Raw genomic sequence first — 16,534 nt, 5'->3', positions numbered from 1 at the left:
TGGCTGTGATTGCATAGACTGTGCAAATTGGGATAACAATTGATGGGTGTTATGGATAAATTTGAGTCTATGCGCATCTTCACGCGCATTGTTGAATTGAAGAGTTTCACTCGCGCCGCCGAAGATCTCGGCTATCCGAAGTCGACCGTGACGCATGCCATCAAGCAGTTGGAATCGCGCCTGCGCGTGCGTTTGCTGCACCGGACTACGCGTCAGGTGACCACCACGCTGGACGGCGCCGCTTACTACGAACGCTGCGCCAAACTGTTGAGCGATCTGGAAGAAACGGAAAATGTATTTTCGGAATCCGCAGCCAGTCCCGGCGGCAAGTTGCGCGTGGATATGCAAGGCACGCTCGCGCGTCATTTCGTGTTGCCGCAACTGGACTTGTTCTGCGCGCGCTATCCCGATATCGAATTGCAGATCGGCATGGGCGACCGGCTGGTGGATCTGGTGGGGGAGAGCATCGATTGTGTGTTGCGTGCCGGTGAGTTGCTGGATTCGTCCATGGTCGCCAGGAAGCTGGCGCACCTGGAGCAGGTGACGGTGGCCAGTCCGGCCTATTTGCAGCGCCGTGGCATACCGCAGCATCCCGACGACCTGGCCCGGCATCGCGCGGTGAATTTCTTTTCGGCGCCCACCGGCAAAATCTATCCGTTCGAATTCAATGTCGATGGCATATCACGCCAGATCACCATCGCCGGCACGGTGTCGGTCAACAGCGCGGATGCTTATGCGGCATGCTGTCGTTCCGGCTTCGGTTTGATTCAGGCACCGCGTTACGGCCTGGCGCCGGCACTGGCCAGCGGCGAAGTGCAAGAAGTACTGAGTGCGTTCCGGCCCGATGCGATTCCGGTTTCTGTACTGTATCCGCATCACCGGCAACTCTCGCCCAAGGTGCGGGTATTCGTCGACTGGCTGGTGGAGTTGTTCCGCCACGCCCATTGAACGCGTGCGGCGCCGGAGCGGGCGATCAGACGTAGTCCTTGGGCCGGCTCAATTCCTGGAAAATCTGCTCCGCCAGATAATCGCAAGGTGGACGCATGGAATCGGCGCTGCGCGCCAAGACAATTTCCAGCGGTTCCAGATCCGGCAAACCTTCTTCGCGGCCCAGCTTGAGCAGGCGCTCCGGCACGCTGCACTTGGCCAGTCCGGCAATCGCCAGCGAGGCATCGACCATGGTGATCAGGCCGAGCAGGCTTTGGCTGCTGTAATGGGTGCGAAACTTGATGCCGGCAGTCTTCAGCGCATTGATGGCATTGTTGCGGGCGACACTGCGTTCGAACATCGCAATCGGCAGCGGCCGCTGTTTCCACAAGGTCGGATTGGCTTGCGAGCAGACCCAGATCATCGGTTCGACGCGGATGAAGTCGCCGTTCAATTCCTTGTCGCGGGTGACGCAGGCAAGATCAATCTTGTTGTCCTTGAGCAGCGGCATCATCGACATGCTGGGCACACACACCACCTGAATCTGCACCTTCGGATAGGTCGCTGAAAATTTGCGCAACACCGGCGGCAGCAAGGACGAAACAAAATCTTCCGGCACGCCGATGGTGACGCGGCCGGTGACATCGGGCCGCACAATCGAAGCCCAGGCTTCATCGTTGAGCGACATCATGCGTCGCGCATAGGCCAGTAATTTACGTCCTTCCGAGGTTAGCGCCAGCTTGCGTGTATCGCGAATGAACAGCGGTTTGCCGAGCGACGCCTCCAATTCCTTGATCTGCATGCTGACCGCCGATTGGGTGCGATGCACCATTTGTGCTGCTTGCGTAAAGCTGCCGTGATCTGCCACGGCGATCAGTGTACGCAAGACATTCAGGTCAAAATGGGACATGGTGACTTATCAGAATAATTGATGAATTGTATAAATTTAATTCGTTTGTCTGATTGTGACAAGTTCGTCACACTCGTTTCTGTCGGTATCGAACACGCTCCAAGCCCTTCGTGATTTCCGGGAAATCCCCGAGAGTCCCGGTGCACGTGGGTTGACCCATAACGCAAAGGAAACGATTGTGAATAGTATTCCCGAAATCCCGTTACTGATCGACGGCCAGCTGATCGCTTCAAAGACAACCCAATGGCACGACGTCATCAATCCATCGAGCCAGGAAGTGGTGGCACGGGTACCGATTGCCACCACCGAAGAAGTGGAGCTGGCGATTGCGTCGGCCAAGAAAGCATTCGCTTCCTGGCGCAATGCAGCACAGGGTACTCGTACCCGGGTCATGCTCAGGCTGCAGCAACTGGTGCGCGAGCATACGGCGGAACTGGCGCAACTGATCAGCCGCGAACATGGCAAGACCGTGCCGGATGCCGAAGGTGAAGTGGGGCGCTGTATCGAATTGCTTGAGCATGCCTGTTCCGTCAACTCGATCCAGCTCGGTGAATATGCCGAAAACGCCGCCAGCGGCATCGACGTCTACACCGTAGTGCAACCGCTCGGCGTCTGTGCCGGCATCACCGCATTCAATTTCCCCATCATGCTGGCCTGTAACATGTTTCCGACGGCAGTCGCCTGCGGTAACAGCTTCGTTCTGAAGCCATCCGAACAGGCACCGAGTGCGCCATTGCTGATGGCGCGGCTGGCGCTCGAAGCCGGCTTGCCGGCTGGCGTCCTGAATGTGGTGTTCGGTACCGCCGATGCGGCCAATATCTTGTGCGATCACCCTGATGTCAAAGCGATTTCCTTCATTGGTTCGACCCGCGTCGGCACGCTGATCTATCGCCGCGCATCGGAAGCCGGCAAGCGCTGCCAGTCGATGCTGGGCGCCAAGAACCATTGCGTGATCATGCCCGATGCGCAACGCGATCAAGCTATCGAACACATGCTCGGCGCTTCGTTCGGCGCTGCCGGTCAGCGCTGCATGGCGACCACGGTAGCGGTGCTGGTCGGTACGGCTGCCGAGTGGTTGCCGCAACTGGTGGCCGGCGCCCGCAACATGAAGATTGGTGCCAGCGATGACCGCACCGCCGACCTCGGGCCATTGAATTCGAAGCAGGCATTGGCGCGTGTCGAAAGTCTGATCCAGAGCGGGGTCGATGAAGGTGCGGAATTGCTGCTCGATGGTCGCGGCGTCAAGGTGCCGGCAGCGCCGCATGGCAATTTCGTCGGTCCTACCATTCTCAATAAAGTCAGCGCCGACATGCGCGTGTATCGCGAAGAAGTGTTCGGTCCGGTGCTGTGCGTGATGGCGGTCGATACCCTGGAGCAGGCCATCGAGATCGTCAATGCCAATCCGAACGGTAACGGTGTTTCCATTTATACCCAGGATGGCGGCGTGGGGCGGCAATTCCAGAATGAGATCGATATCGGCCAGGTCGGCATCAATGTGCCGATTCCGGTGCCGGTGTCGTGGTTCAGCTTTACCGGTTCGCGTGGTTCCAAACTCGGCGATCTCGGTACTGCCGGCAAACAAGGCATTCAGTTCTGGACCCAGGTCAAAACCATGACCACGCGCTGGCGTACCGTGAGCGCGGCACCGGCGGCGCTCAACGGCACCATCAATCTTAAATAAGGGGGACCGCATGGCAAGCAGAATTGCATTTGTCGGACTTGGCAATATGGGCGGTCCGATGGCCGCCAATCTGTTGCGGCAGGGATATCAGGTCAGCGGTTTCGATATCATGCCGGAGGCATTGGAAAAATTGCAGCAGGCCGGCGGCACGCCAGCCACTTCGGTCGCGCAGGCCGTGCGTGATGCCGACGTCGTCATCAGCATGCTGCCGACCGGCGAGCATGTATTGCAGGCTTATCTGGGCGAGCAGGGGATTCTGGCGGCAGTGCCGTCCGGCACCATTCTGATCGACAGCAGCACGGTGGCGCCGGACGTGCCGCGCCAGCTTGCGGCGGCTGCCAACGCACAAGGCCGCGCACTGGCGGTGCTCGATGCGCCGGTGTCGGGCGGCACCTCGGGCGCAACTGCCGGCACCCTGACATTCATTGTCGGCGGCGTTCCTGAAGTACTGGAACGGGCGCGGCCGGTATTCGAAGCAATGGGCAAGAAGATATTCCATGCCGGCGAGGTCGGTGCCGGGCAACTGGTCAAGCTGTGCAATAACCTGTTGCTCGGGATTCTGACCATCGGCACCAGCGAAGCGTTGCGGCTCGGGATCAAGAATGGACTTGATCCCAAGGTCTTGACCGAGATCATGTGTCAGAGCTCGGGACAGAACTGTGTCTTGCAGACCTATAATCCCTGTCCCGGCGTGATGGACAATGTACCGTCGGCGCGCGGTTATCAGGGTGGCTTCGCCACCAATCTGATGCTCAAGGATTTGCGGCTGGCGGCAGCGCTGGCCGATGACAGTGAAGTACAGGTGCCGCTCGGAAAAATCGTCAAGGAGCTGTATCAGCTGCACCAGTCCAATGGCAACGGCACGCTGGACCATTCCAGTGTTTTCAATTTGTCGGCAGCGCTCGCTGAGTTGCCGTCGTTGCAGAAGGATGCCAGCCATTTGACCTAGCAGCTATCGCACTATCGCAACATTCCGTTCAATAAAGGAGACCAGCATGCAACACAAAAACCAGAACGAGAAGGTGAAACTAACAGTACCCGCCGCGACGGGGTTGTCCGCAGTCAGTCGCATCACGCGCTGTAGCAAATATCTTGCTGCTGCCGCATTCGGTGCGCTGCTGTTGCAAGGCGCGGCGGTGGCGCAGACCGTGGTGGCGGTGATGCAGTCGCCATTGCGCGTACTCGATCCGATGATCACCACGGCGCACATCACCGCCGATCACGGATACATGATTTATGACACCTTGCTCGGCATCGATGCGCAAAACAAGATTCAGCCGCAGATGCTGGATAAATGGCAAGTTTCGGCGGACGGCAAGACCTATGCCTTCACCTTGCGGCCGGGCTTGAAGTGGCATACCGGCGCTGCGGTCAAGGCCGACGATTGCGTCGCCTCAATCAAGCGCTGGGCCGAGAAAGACCAGACCGGCCAGGTGATGATGGGTTTGCTGACCGACATCAAGGTGATTGACGACAGCAACTTCACGATGACCTTCAAGGTACCGACCGATATCGCCTTGCGAGCCTTGTCGCGTACCGGTTCGGCGCCGGCCTTCATGATGCCGAAAGCGATTGCGGAAACGCCGTCGAGTCAAGCCATCAAAGAGTATGTCGGTTCCGGTCCGTTCAAATTCGTGGCAGCGGAATTCAAGCCGGGCGTGAAATCGGTGTACGTCAAGAATCCTGATTACCTGCCGCGCAAGGAAGCCGCCAGCGGCAGCGCCGGCGGCAAGGTGGTGCATCTGGACCGGGTGGAGTGGGTCACCATGCCGGATCCGATGATTGCCATCAATGCGCTGGTCAAGAAGGAAATCGATTTCTATGAAGCAGTGCCATACGATCTGGTGCCGATGCTCAAGAACAAGAGCGACATCAAGGTCGATACCATCAGCAAGGTCGGCTTCCAATATGTGTATCGCTTCAATTTCCTGTATCCGCCATTCAACAACCGCTTGCTGCGTCAGGCCGCCATGCATGCGGTGGGTCAGGATGATGTACTCAAGGCGATTGTCGGCAAGACCGGTCTGTTCAAGAATTGCGCTGCCGTATTCGGTTGCGGCATGCCCTACGAAAGCAACTACGGCATGGATATTCTCGGCAAGCCGGATCTGGAGAAAGCCCGTCGCTTGCTGAAGGAAGGCAATTACGATGGCACCCCGGTGGTGATCATGAATCCTACCGATTTCCCTGATCTGACGGTGCCGCCGGTGGTGATTGCACAAGCTTTGCGCAAAGTCGGTTTCAAGGTCGACCTGCAAGCGATGGATTGGCAGACCCTGCTGACCCGCCGGGCCTCGCAGGAGCCACCAGGCAAAGGCGGCTGGAATATTTTGGCAACCTTCAATCTGGTCAGCGACAGTCAGAATCCGATCACCAACTATCAGGTTGGCGCCAATGGTCGCAAGGCATGGCCGGGCTGGCCGGATTTCAAGCGGATTGAAGAAATCCGCAAGGAATTCGCCGAAACTGCCGATGCGGAAAAGCTGAAGAAACTGGCCGATGAAGCACAGCACATCGTGATCGACGAAGGCATTGTGGTGCCGCTCGGCCAGGCCCTGCGTCCGACCGCCTATCGCACCAGCCTGAGCGGTATTCTCGATGCACCGTTGCCGTTCTTCTGGAACATGAAGAAGTCCGATAAATAAGGAATCGCTGATGCTGACTTATGTGGCGCGCCGCTTGCTGGCGATCATTCCGGTGATGTTGATGGTGGCGGTGGTGGTATTCCTGATCTTGCGGCTGACGCCGGGTGATCCGGCTGCCATCATCGCCGGGGATAACGCCAGTGCCCAGCAACTGGCGGAGATCCGGATGCAGATGGGGCTGGACCAGCCGGTGTATGCGCAATTCGTGACCTGGGTCGGCCATCTGTTGCAGGGCAATCTCGGGGTCTCGCTGATTTCCGGCATGGCCGTCACCGATCTGATCGGTCAACGCATGTGGCCGTCGCTGGCCCTGGGCAGCATCACGATTGTGCTGGCAGTACTGATTGCGATTCCACTCGGCGTGTTTGCCGCATGGAAGCAGGGGCAACTGACGGACCGGCTGGTGATGGCGGGCTCGGTACTGGGTTTTTCGGTACCGACCTTCGTGGTCGGCTACGTCCTGATCTGGCTGTTTGCGGTCAAGCTGGACTGGCTGCCGGTGCAAGGGTATACGCCGCTGGCCGATGGCTTCGGCAAATTCCTGCAGCATCTGGTCTTGCCCAGTCTGGCGCTCAGTACGGCTTATGTGGCGCTGATCGGCCGCATCACCCGCACCAGCATTGTCGAAGTGATGGGCGACGACTATATCCGCACCGCGCGCGCCAAGGGTTTGCGTGAGCGCACGGTGCTGTTGCGGCATGCGCTCGGCAATGCGGCGATTCCCATCATCACCATCATCGGCGTCGGTATCGCCTTGCTGATCGGTGGCGTGGTGATCACCGAATCGGTCTTCAATATTCCCGGCGTCGGCCGGCTGGTAGTGGAGTCGGTATTGGCGCGCGACTACCCGGTGATTCAAGGGTTGATCCTGGTGTTTTCCTTCCTCTATGTGCTGGTGAATCTGGTGGTGGATTTGTTGTACATGGTGTTCGATCCGCGTATTCGCTACTGACCGGAGAAAGAGATGGCTGAAGAAATGGTTTTGCATAAAATGAAGCCGGCCGGGCTGGTGGCCGGCGGCCAGTGGCGGCAGCGCTGGCGCAGCGTGCGCCGCTTTGTGAATAACGGTCCGGTACTGGTGGCGCTGGCCATCCTGTTCTGTATCATCGCCGCGGCCTTGCTGGCGCCGTGGCTCAATACAATCGATCCGTCGCAGATCAATCCATCCGAACGCCTGTCCGGGTTCTCTGCCGAGAATTGGTTCGGTACCGATGCGCTCGGCCGCGACGTCTATTCACGGGTGGTCTATGGCGCCCGCATTTCGTTGATCATCGGTGCCGGCGTGGCGCTGACCAGCATGGCGGCAGGTTTGCTGATTGGCGTGGTGGCCGGCTATTTCCGTGCCGCCGATGCCATCATCATGCGCATCATGGATGGCTTGATGGCAATTCCCGGCATCTTGCTGGCGATTGCACTGGTGTCGCTGTCGGGCGCCAGTCTGATGACGGTGCTGGTGGCGATCACGATTCCGGAAATCCCGCGTGTGGTGCGGCTGGTACGCAGCATCATCCTGTCGATCCGCAGTGAGCCGTATGTGGAAGCGGCGGTGACGCTGGGCACGCGGTTGCCGACCTTGCTGATGCGGCACGTGATTCCGAACACGATTGCACCGCTGATCGTGCAAGGCACCTATGTCTGCGCCTCGGCCATGCTGACCGAAGCGGTATTGAGTTTCCTGGGTGTCGGCATTTCGCCGGAAGTACCGAGCTGGGGCAATATCATGGCCGAAGGGCGGATGTACTTCCAGTTGTTCCCCAGCCTGATTCTGTGCCCTGGCATCTTTCTGTCGCTGGTGGTGCTGAGCGTGAATTTGCTCGGTGATGCGATGCGTGATTATCTGGACCCTAAAATGGCGGAAAAATTATGAGCATGCAACAAGCCAGTCAGGCCGCGGCGCCGGTATTGTCGATCCGCGATGTAACGGTAACTGCCCGTGCCACCGAACGCAAAGTGATCGAGCGCATCAGCTTCGATATTCAACCCGGTGAAACCGTCTGTGTGGTGGGCGAGTCCGGCTCCGGCAAATCGGTCACCTCGCTGGCGGTCATGGGCCTGTTGCCGAAAACGGCGCTGGCGCTGAGCGGCGGTGAAATCTGGCTGGAGGGGGAGAATATTACCCAGGCCAGTCAGCAGCGGCTGCGTCAGTTGCGCGCGCATCGCATGGCGATGGTGTTTCAGGAACCGATGACGGCATTGAACCCGGTGATGACAATCGGTGCTCAGCTCGATGAAGTCTTGCGCACCCATACCCGCATGCCGGCGGCGCAACGGCGCGCCAAGATTCTGGCGATTCTCGATTCGGTACATTTGCCGGACCGGCAGCGCATGGTCGACTCCTTTCCGCATCAGCTTTCGGGCGGACAGCGGCAACGCGTGGTGATCGCCATGGCGCTGATTCTGGAGCCGAAGCTGCTGATCGCCGATGAGCCGACCACGGCGCTCGATGTCACCACCCAGCAGCAAATCATCCGGCTGATTGACGAGCTGCGCGCGGAACACAATACGGCGGTGCTGTTCATCACGCATGATTTCGGCATCGTCTCGGAAATCGCTGACCGCGTGGTGGTGATGAATCAGGGGCAGGTGGTGGAAACCGGTGAGCGCGCGCAAATTCTGGCAGCGCCGGCACAAAGCTATACGCGCTTGCTGATTTCGTCGGTGCCAAGCCTGATTCCGAAACCGGAAGAAGCGGTGGACGGCGATATCATTTTACGTGTATCCGGGCTGGCGAAAGAATATGGGCAACGCAGTCTGTTTTCACGCAAAGCACCAATGGTGGCCGCGCAGGATGTGAATCTGTCGATCCGCCGGCGTGAAGTGATGGGGATTGTCGGCGAGTCGGGATCGGGCAAGTCGACGGTGGCCCGGTGCATCATGCGTCTGATTGATCCCAGCGCCGGCCAGATCCGCTTGCATGATGACGACATGGCGCAATATCGCGGCGAACCGTTGCGGCAGATCCGGCAAAAAATCCAGATCGTGTTTCAAGATCCGTACCGCTCGCTCAATCCGCGTCAACGGGTAGGGGAGTCGATCATCGAAGGCTTGCTCAACTTCGGCATGGCGCGTGAAACCGCCTGGCGGCGCGCGGCCGATCTGATGCGCACCGTCGGCCTCAACGAAGAAGTCATGACGCGCTATCCGCATCAGTTTTCGGGCGGCCAGCGGCAACGCATCTGTATTGCGCGGGCGCTGGCGATGGAACCTGACTTGCTGGTGGCCGATGAAGCCGTGTCGGCACTCGATGTCTCGGTGCAGGCGCAAGTGCTGACGTTGCTGCGGGAAATTCGTGATCGCACCGGCATTGCCATTTTGTTCATTACCCACGATTTGCGGGTCGCGGCGCAGATTTGCGACACCATCGCCGTGATGCAAAAAGGGCGGGTGGTGGAAATGGGTACGGCGCATCAGATTCTGTCCAATCCGGCCAGTGCCTATACCCGGCAACTGATCGACGCGGCACCGGGTCGTGACTGGGATTTTCAGAATTTCAGGCCCTATGCACAGACGGCATTGCAATAAGCGCTGCTGAAAAAAGGCGCTCACGGCGGAGAAAATCAAACCGGCAACTGATGATGTGAATCATCAGTTGCCGGTTTGCATTATTTATATTGCTTCACAAATGGAATAATTCTCATTAAGATTGCGGTTTATTCCACTGACCGTCGATCGTGTCCTCCGTGTCTTCTTCCTCCACCCGCCAGTCGGACGCCGTTACCGCCGATCTGTATCGCACCCAGCACAGCTGGCTGGCAGGGTGGTTGCGACGCCGTTTGCCGTCCATGGAACAAGCCGCCGATCTGGCGCAAGATACGTTTATCCAGGTGCTGCTGGCACGCGGCACCGAATCGATCCGCGAACCGCGCGCCTTTCTGACCACGATTGCCAAGCGCGTACTGGCCAATCACTACCGCCGGCAACAAATCGAACAAGCCTATCTGGACCAGGTCCGTCTGTTGCCGGAACCTGAAGTACCTTCGCCGGAAGTGCGGGCCATGGTGCTCGACATCCTGACCGAGCTGGATCGCAAACTCGACGAATTGCCGGCTGCGGTGCGCAAGGTATTCCTGCTGTCGCGACTCGATGGCATGGGCTATGCCGAAATCGCCGAACTGACGGCGCTGTCGCTGACCACGGTCAAACGCCATATGGCGCGCGCTGCGCTGCATTGTTATTTCCCATGACATCTTCTTTGTCGCCAGCGGCCGCCAGCCCGATCTCCAACGCAATCTCCGGCCCGGTCGCCGCACTTGAGGCCTTGCCGGCAGCAGTCGCCGAGCAGGCCGTGCATTGGTTTGTTGAACTCGGTGTCGACCGCCCATCCGCAGCGACGCTGTCGGGCTGGCAATGCTGGTTGCGCGCTGATCCCTTGCACGAGCGTGCCTGGCAACATCTGAAATCGATGGACGCACAATGGCAAACTCTGCCGCCGGGACTTGCAAAATCAACGCTGGCGGCTGCTGCGCCGAAGGGGCGCCGGCGGGCATTGCAAATGTTGTGCCTGCTGGCCGGCGGCGGGACGGCGGCGCTGGTGGCGAAAGAGGCGCTCGACAACGGTGCCTGGCACGCCGACTTCCGCACCGCCGTCGGCGAGCAGCGCACGCTGGAACTCGATTACGGCACGCAGGTGGTGCTCAATACCTGCAGCGCCATCAATGTCGAGTTCAGTGCCACGCACCGGCGACTGCGGTTGCTGGAAGGCGAGATTCTGGTCAGCAGCGCGGCCGGCACGCCGCCCCTGCTGGTGCAAACCGTACACGGTCAGGTGCAGGCATTCGGCCCGCGCTTCAGTGTGCGGCGCGAAGACGACAGCACGCTGGCCAGTGCCTTGCAGGGCCATCTGCAAATCCGTCCGCAAGACCGGCCGGAACTGCTGACCACGCTGGCGCAGGCGCAACGGCTGCGCTTTTCGGCCAGCAGCGTGGCACCGCCGGAAGCGCTCGACCCCGACAGTGATGCCTGGTCGGAAGGCATGCTGATTGCGCATGGCTGGCAACTGAGCCATTTTCTCGGAGAAATCTCGCGCTACCGGCGCGGCTGGATACGCTGGGACCCGGCGGTTGCCGGGTTACGGGTATCGGGTACCTATCCGCTCGCCGATACCGAGCAAATTCTCAAGACCCTGACCAATGCATTGCCGCTGGAGATTCGTTATCTCACGCGCTGGCTGGTGATGGTGTCGCTCAAAGGCTGATCGGAACGCCGCGCCAACCGGGTAGTAACGCAGAGCCTCGGGGCACTGCAATATTATTTCAAATAAGAATGGTTCTTTTTCTCATCTCGCGTGACAGAAGACAAAACACCTTCGACATACCGAGAAACAGAGAGGATCCATTTCATGCTGCATCATCATCCGCGCTGGCGTCGTTCATTGCTGGTCATCGCCCTGGGCTGGCCATTGTTGCCACTGGAGGCACTGGCGGTGGAACCGGCCAGGACCGAAGTGCGTCGTCATTACCATATTGCCGCCGGTTCGCTGGCGCGGGCGGTTACCCGGCTTGGACGTGAAGCAGGAGTATTGATTTCGTTTGGCACCGAGCTGGCAGCCGGGCGGCAGAGCAGTGAGCTGGAAGGCAATTACACGCCGGCCGAAGCCTTGCAGCGCCTGTTGCAAAATACCGGGCTGGAAGCGGTCAGCGATAATGCCGGCGGGTTTGTACTGCAACTGGCAAGCGGGCCGCCAGCGCCGCTCAAGTCTGCTGCCGCAGGGGCCGGGCCGCACCGCGTCAGTTCGCGGACATTGCCGGATGTGCACGCCAGCGCCGAACGCTCACTGGAGCCGGGCCGGCAAATCATTTCGGCACGCGAAATTGCCGAAACCCCCACGGCCAATCAAAGTCTCAGCGAACTGGTGGCGATCAATCCGGCGGTGCGACTGCCATCCAAGGCCGGCGGCTCGCTCACGCGCGGCTCGATGGATGTCGAGGATATTTCCTTTTACGGCGCCAGCCCGTATCAAAACCTGTTTCAGATCGACGGCATGGATAGCACCAACAATATCGACCCGGCCAATCACAATACCAATCTGCAGGTCACCAATGTGCCGAGCAACAGCCAGGCTTACTTTGTCGATACCAGCCTGCTCGGCGAAGTCCGCATCTACGACAGCAACGTCCCGGTGGAGTATGGCCGCTTCAACGGCGGGGTGGTGGATGCGCGGTTGAAACGCGCCAGCGGCAAGAATGGTATCGACTTCTCTTATCGCATGAGTGGTTCCAATCTGAGCGAGCAAAAGATCGCGCTCAACGATCAATACAATTATTCGGCGGGTTTGTCGGGCTATACGCCGGATTGGCGCAAGAAGTTTTACAGCATCAATATTGATCGCATGCTGGCGGATGACCTTGGTCTGGTGCTCGGTGTTTCGCGGCGCGAGTCGACCGTGCGCCGCACCGGCTATGTCGGTATTTTGCGGACGCTGACACAGGGCGTGGAGACTCAGGTCGATGCCGTCGACAATGTGCTGGCCAAACTGACGTGGTGGAAAAATGCCTCGACCATCAGCGATCTCACCTTCAAATATAGCCAGCGCAATGAAGAACGCTCCGACGCCCAGTTCAAGGACACGCGCTGGAGCAATAACCATGGCGCTATCGGCGTGGCATGGAATCTGGAACACCGGCTCGACAAGGCCAATCTGACATTGCAGGCCGGTTGGGACCGGTTTGAAGATAGTCGTATTTCCAATGCGACTGAACTGGTGACGCATATCACCGTGGCACCGCCATCGAATGTCACCACGGGCGGTTTCGGTCACGAAGAAAAGAAACGCGACAGCATGACGTTGAACGGCAAGCTCAATGTCGATCCGTTCATGACGGGGCCGTTCGAGCACTCGGCTTACGTTGGTTTCGACTCGCAGTGGATTGATGTCAACTACGAACGCATGAACGAAGCGTTTGCCTATCAATTGCGTTACCTGGCCAACGGCACTACTCAACAACGCAGCAAAACCCGCTACTTGCCGGGCAAGGTGGATTTGTCGTATCACAATGAAGGGATTTTTCTGGCCGATCAGATTCGTCTGGATCGCGTCAGCGTGACGCCCGGCTTGCGCGTGGATCGCGACAGCTATCTCAACAATACCAATGTGGCGCCGCGTACGCGGATCGATTGGGATGTGTTCGGCAATCGCAGTACGGTGCTGACGGCCGGCGCCTCACGTTATTACGGCGGCAGTATTCTTGATCTGGCCTTGCGCGAAGGCGTGAGCAAGCTCAAACAATCGATTCTCGACGCCCAAGGCAATCCGTCGACGGTGGTCAATGCCGGTCAGATATCGCGTTACGACAGATTGAAGACGCCCTATAACGATGAAGTGTCGCTGGCGCTGTCGCAAGAACTGGCCGGCGTGCGGGGTGTGTTGTCCTATGTGCGGCGTGCCGGACGTGATCAAATCAATAAGCAGCCGGTGCGCAATGCAGCACGGGTAGTGACCGGCTATGAATTCGTCAACGACGGCCAGTCAGATACCGAAGCAGTGGGGCTGAGCCTGACCAATGAAGTGCCATGGAAATTTGCCGCTGCCAGCTGGCAGGCCCGCGCATCCGTGAGTTACGAGCGCTTCAACAGTAACAACAATCTGGTCAACGGTTATGAAGACACGGTCGCCGACGGCAAGATTTATTACAACGGGGTGCTGATTGATATGGTCGACCGGCCCATCGCCAACTTCAACCAGCCGATCCGTGCCACGCTGCAACTCAATGCCGCATGGGATCAGATCGGCTTGCGCTGGAACAACCAGTTCAACTGGCGAAGCAGCCGCGAAGACGTGTTTTACGTCGGGATCAACAAGGCTGATCAACTGGATATGTATAAAGAAGGTACGGTGCCGTCGTACTGGACCTGGGATGCCAGTTTCAGCTACCGGCCGACATTCGACCGCGATCTGGAGTTGACGGTGGATATTCTGAATGTACTGAACCGCACGCCGAAGCTGATTTCCACCACGCCGATCAGCACCAAAGACATGAATCAGTACTCCACCGGGCGTGAAATCTGGTTGCAGGTCAAGCATAGTTTCTGAGGCGCTCTATATATGAGAAGCAATATCTTCCGGCATTGGTCAGGTTTTGCCTTGCTGCTGAGCTTGGCATTGCCGGCATGGGCGGCGGATACGGCCGCAAACAGGTTCGTGGCGGCGGACGGCGGTGTCAGCCTGGCCGATGCCGCCTGCGTGCTGGATCACAAGACCAATCTGGTGTGGGAGCGCAAGACGGCCGCCGGCCCGCGTGCTGCCACCCATACTTATATAGCGCTGGCACGACGCGCGAATACCAGCGCCGCCCATTGCGATGCCAGCGACGCGCAGGTTTGCACCGCGCGCTATTACACCGATCAGGTCAACGCTGCGCAATTATGCGGTGCGGCTGACTGGCGCTTGCCGACTGAAGCCGAATTGCAAACCTTGCTGGATTTCTCCGGTCCGGATGCCGGCCGGTGGCAGGCTGCGGCTGATATGACGGCGTTTCCCGATATGCAGCGCAGCTTTTACTGGACGGCGACGGCGTATCGGGCCGGCGGCGTCTTGGCGGTCTGGTTTGATGATACCCATCAGGCGTTGCCCTCGACCGCACTGGAGCCTTCCCGGGCCGGCGCGGTGCGGCTGGTGCGCGGCGCGCGGATTGCCGATGCCGCCGGGCGGACGCCATCGCCGCGGCTGATCCGTCTTGATCGTGCCGGCCAGCCGGTAACGGCGGGGCTGCCATGGAGTTGCCTGGATGAAGCGCAGCGTCCTGACAGTCTGCGACAACTGACCATCTGGGCGCTGGGATCGCAGCCGGTTACGGCGGCCAGGGCCGACAGTCTGAATGCCGAAGCAGGCAGGCTCAATCGTTCGCAATTTTGCGGGGCGCAGCAGTGGCGCTTGCCTGATGAAGCTGAATTGCGTGCATTCTGGCAGGCGCAGCGGGCTGCGCAAGACGACACTGCGATATCCGGAGCGAATGAATATTGGGTCCGCACCAGCGATGGCGGCTTGCGCGTATGGCATCCGGCCAGCGGACGCAGCCGGATTGCCGGTGCCGGCGAGCAGCCGGGCCGCATTTTCATTTCCACTACAGCGCGACCGCAAGTGGCGCGTCCGCTGGCTGCCGCGAATATCCGGCCGGGCGCAGAGCAACTGGCGGCATGGCGTGCCGCCTATTCGCGCTATCGTGCCGGACAAGCATTGCAGCCAGACTGGCCGGCACCGGATATTGATGACTCGGTAAAGCAGGCCGGGTTTGCCGACCTCGGTTTGCTGCCGCCGGTGCCATTCCCTGCCGATAATCCCTACTCACCGGCCAAGGCCGACCTCGGCCGCAAGTTGTTCTTTGATGTCCGGCTGTCACGCAATCAACAAGTGTCATGCGCCAGTTGCCATAATCCGGCGACCGGCTGGACTGACCGTCGCGATGTCTCACTGGGTCATATTGGCCAGCGCGGGCAGCGCAATTCCATGAGTATCCTGAATGTGGCTTACGTCAAAGAGCTGTTTTGGGATGGCCGTGCGGCCTCTCTGGAAGAGCAGGCCACCGGGCCGATTCAAAATCCGCTGGAAATGCATCAGCCGCTGGCGCTGGCAGTGGAACGGATCAACGCACAGCCGCTGGAATACGGTGCGATGTTCGCCGAGGCGTTCGGCGATGCCAAGGTCAACGCTGAGCGCATTGCCAAGGCGCTGGCTACCTTCGAACGGACGCTGACCAGTCGCGACAGTGACTTTGACCGTTTTCTTAAAGGCGACAAGCAGGCATTGTCGGATGACGCGGTCTGGGGTTTGCATCTGTTCCGCACCAAGGCGCGCTGCATCAATTGTCATAACAGCGGCCTGTTCTCCGATAATCGCTTCCATAACAATGGATTGCACTATCTGGGACGGGAGCTGGAAGACAAGGGGCGCTACGAGGTGACTGGCAAGGCGGCTGATATCGGTAAATTCCGCACACCCGGTTTGCGCGACGTTATATATACAGGCAATTACATGCATAACGGTTTGTTCCCGCTGACCCCGGATCTCGGTGTGATTGCCATGTATGACGCCGGCATGGTGCAGACACCGCCGCTCGGTCTCAATAAATACAACCCGGATTACCCGCGCACCGCACCTGAGATTCGTCCGCTGGGTTTGTCGCAAGAAGAAAAGAAAGCGTTATTCGCTTTTTTGCAGGCGATTTCGGCCGAGCCGCGTACCGAATCCGCTACGCCGCAGGAGATGGGATTGACGTTCAAGGCAGCGCGCTAGCGCTGCGCGTACTTTTTTTGAAAAAGATTTCATGTGTGCTGAAGCTGCGGTAAAACACCCGCAAGCCTTGATGGATATGGGTTGCGGGTGATCAGGGGAATGTCGGCTCAGGGCGCCGGCGTAAATTATTTTGGTGCCAGGCG

General features: G+C 59.0%; 12 protein-coding genes. 11 read left to right on the top strand and 1 reads right to left on the bottom strand.

Annotated elements, in window-relative coordinates:
* The first annotated feature begins 51 nt into the window (after window positions 1-51).
* Window positions 52-948, top strand: a complete 897-nt coding sequence (locus tag AKL27_RS24910) for a LysR family transcriptional regulator (RefSeq protein ID WP_050465590.1) — start codon at window positions 52-54, stop codon at window positions 946-948.
* 25 nt (window positions 949-973) lie between these two features.
* Here the strand turns inward: AKL27_RS24910 and AKL27_RS24905 are convergent, their stop codons facing one another.
* The gene (locus tag AKL27_RS24905) at window positions 974-1,837 is read right to left on the bottom strand and encodes a LysR family transcriptional regulator (protein WP_050465589.1); all 864 of its coding nucleotides are present in this window, start codon (window positions 1,835-1,837) and stop codon (window positions 974-976) included.
* A 178-nt stretch (window positions 1,838-2,015) separates the two neighbouring features.
* Between AKL27_RS24905 and AKL27_RS24900 the strand changes: the two genes are divergently transcribed.
* The 10 genes from AKL27_RS24900 to AKL27_RS24855 all read left to right on the top strand — a co-directional run bounded on the left by AKL27_RS24900 (window position 2,016) and on the right by AKL27_RS24855 (window position 16,391).
* Window positions 2,016-3,518 (top strand): CoA-acylating methylmalonate-semialdehyde dehydrogenase, encoded by a 1,503-nt coding sequence (locus AKL27_RS24900; protein WP_050465588.1) that lies wholly within the window; start codon window positions 2,016-2,018, stop codon window positions 3,516-3,518.
* A gap of 10 nt (window positions 3,519-3,528) precedes the next feature.
* Entirely contained in the window at window positions 3,529-4,467 is a 939-nt protein-coding gene (gene mmsB, locus AKL27_RS24895) for a 3-hydroxyisobutyrate dehydrogenase (protein WP_050465587.1), read from the top strand.
* Between the two features lie 46 nt (window positions 4,468-4,513).
* Window positions 4,514-6,163 (top strand): ABC transporter substrate-binding protein, encoded by a 1,650-nt coding sequence (locus tag AKL27_RS24890; RefSeq protein ID WP_083439285.1) that lies wholly within the window; start codon window positions 4,514-4,516, stop codon window positions 6,161-6,163.
* 10 nt (window positions 6,164-6,173) lie between these two features.
* Window positions 6,174-7,115, top strand: a complete 942-nt coding sequence (locus tag AKL27_RS24885) for an ABC transporter permease (RefSeq protein WP_050465586.1) — start codon at window positions 6,174-6,176, stop codon at window positions 7,113-7,115.
* 39 nt (window positions 7,116-7,154) lie between these two features.
* Entirely contained in the window at window positions 7,155-8,030 is an 876-nt protein-coding gene (locus tag AKL27_RS24880) for an ABC transporter permease (RefSeq protein ID WP_050465604.1), read from the top strand.
* A gap of 2 nt (window positions 8,031-8,032) precedes the next feature.
* Window positions 8,033-9,685, top strand: coding sequence for an ABC transporter ATP-binding protein (locus AKL27_RS24875; protein WP_050465603.1), 1,653 nt, complete (start codon window positions 8,033-8,035; stop codon window positions 9,683-9,685).
* Window positions 9,686-9,843: 158 nt separating this feature from the next.
* The gene (locus AKL27_RS24870) at window positions 9,844-10,347 is read left to right on the top strand and encodes a sigma-70 family RNA polymerase sigma factor (protein ID WP_050465585.1); all 504 of its coding nucleotides are present in this window, start codon (window positions 9,844-9,846) and stop codon (window positions 10,345-10,347) included.
* The gene (locus AKL27_RS24865; RefSeq protein WP_083439283.1) at window positions 10,344-11,357 is read left to right on the top strand and encodes a FecR domain-containing protein; all 1,014 of its coding nucleotides are present in this window, start codon (window positions 10,344-10,346) and stop codon (window positions 11,355-11,357) included. Before AKL27_RS24870 ends, AKL27_RS24865 begins: the two co-directional genes overlap by 4 nt.
* 144 nt (window positions 11,358-11,501) lie before the next feature.
* Window positions 11,502-14,192, top strand: coding sequence for a TonB-dependent receptor (locus AKL27_RS24860; protein WP_050465584.1), 2,691 nt, complete (start codon window positions 11,502-11,504; stop codon window positions 14,190-14,192).
* Window positions 14,193-14,204: 12 nt separating this feature from the next.
* A complete protein-coding gene (locus AKL27_RS24855; protein WP_083439282.1) occupies window positions 14,205-16,391 on the top strand; it encodes a cytochrome c peroxidase in 2,187 nt (728 codons plus the stop codon).
* The last annotated feature ends 143 nt before the right edge of the window (window positions 16,392-16,534 follow it).

This window comes from Herbaspirillum autotrophicum (assembly GCF_001189915.1).
Lineage (GTDB): Bacteria > Pseudomonadota > Gammaproteobacteria > Burkholderiales > Burkholderiaceae_D > Herbaspirillum > Herbaspirillum autotrophicum.
Note: the sequence above shows the minus strand (reverse complement) of the source record. Positions and strands in the feature narration are given on the sequence as shown.

What these genes read in the sequence shown, in the direction of transcription:
- mmsB (WP_050465587.1), top strand. Translation starts at nt 3,529, where the DNA reads ATGGCAAGCAGAATTGCATTTGTCGGACTTGGCAATATGGGCGGTCCG.
- AKL27_RS24890 (WP_083439285.1), top strand. Translation starts at nt 4,514, where the DNA reads ATGCAACACAAAAACCAGAACGAGAAGGTGAAACTAACAGTACCCGCC.
- AKL27_RS24905 (WP_050465589.1), bottom strand. Translation starts at nt 1,837, where the DNA reads ATGTCCCATTTTGACCTGAATGTCTTGCGTACACTGATCGCCGTGGCA.
- AKL27_RS24880 (WP_050465604.1), top strand. Translation starts at nt 7,155, where the DNA reads ATGAAGCCGGCCGGGCTGGTGGCCGGCGGCCAGTGGCGGCAGCGCTGG.
- AKL27_RS24885 (WP_050465586.1), top strand. Translation starts at nt 6,174, where the DNA reads ATGCTGACTTATGTGGCGCGCCGCTTGCTGGCGATCATTCCGGTGATG.
- AKL27_RS24875 (WP_050465603.1), top strand. Translation starts at nt 8,033, where the DNA reads ATGCAACAAGCCAGTCAGGCCGCGGCGCCGGTATTGTCGATCCGCGAT.
- AKL27_RS24865 (WP_083439283.1), top strand. Translation starts at nt 10,344, where the DNA reads ATGACATCTTCTTTGTCGCCAGCGGCCGCCAGCCCGATCTCCAACGCA.
- AKL27_RS24855 (WP_083439282.1), top strand. Translation starts at nt 14,205, where the DNA reads ATGAGAAGCAATATCTTCCGGCATTGGTCAGGTTTTGCCTTGCTGCTG.
- AKL27_RS24910 (WP_050465590.1), top strand. Translation starts at nt 52, where the DNA reads ATGGATAAATTTGAGTCTATGCGCATCTTCACGCGCATTGTTGAATTG.
- AKL27_RS24860 (WP_050465584.1), top strand. Translation starts at nt 11,502, where the DNA reads ATGCTGCATCATCATCCGCGCTGGCGTCGTTCATTGCTGGTCATCGCC.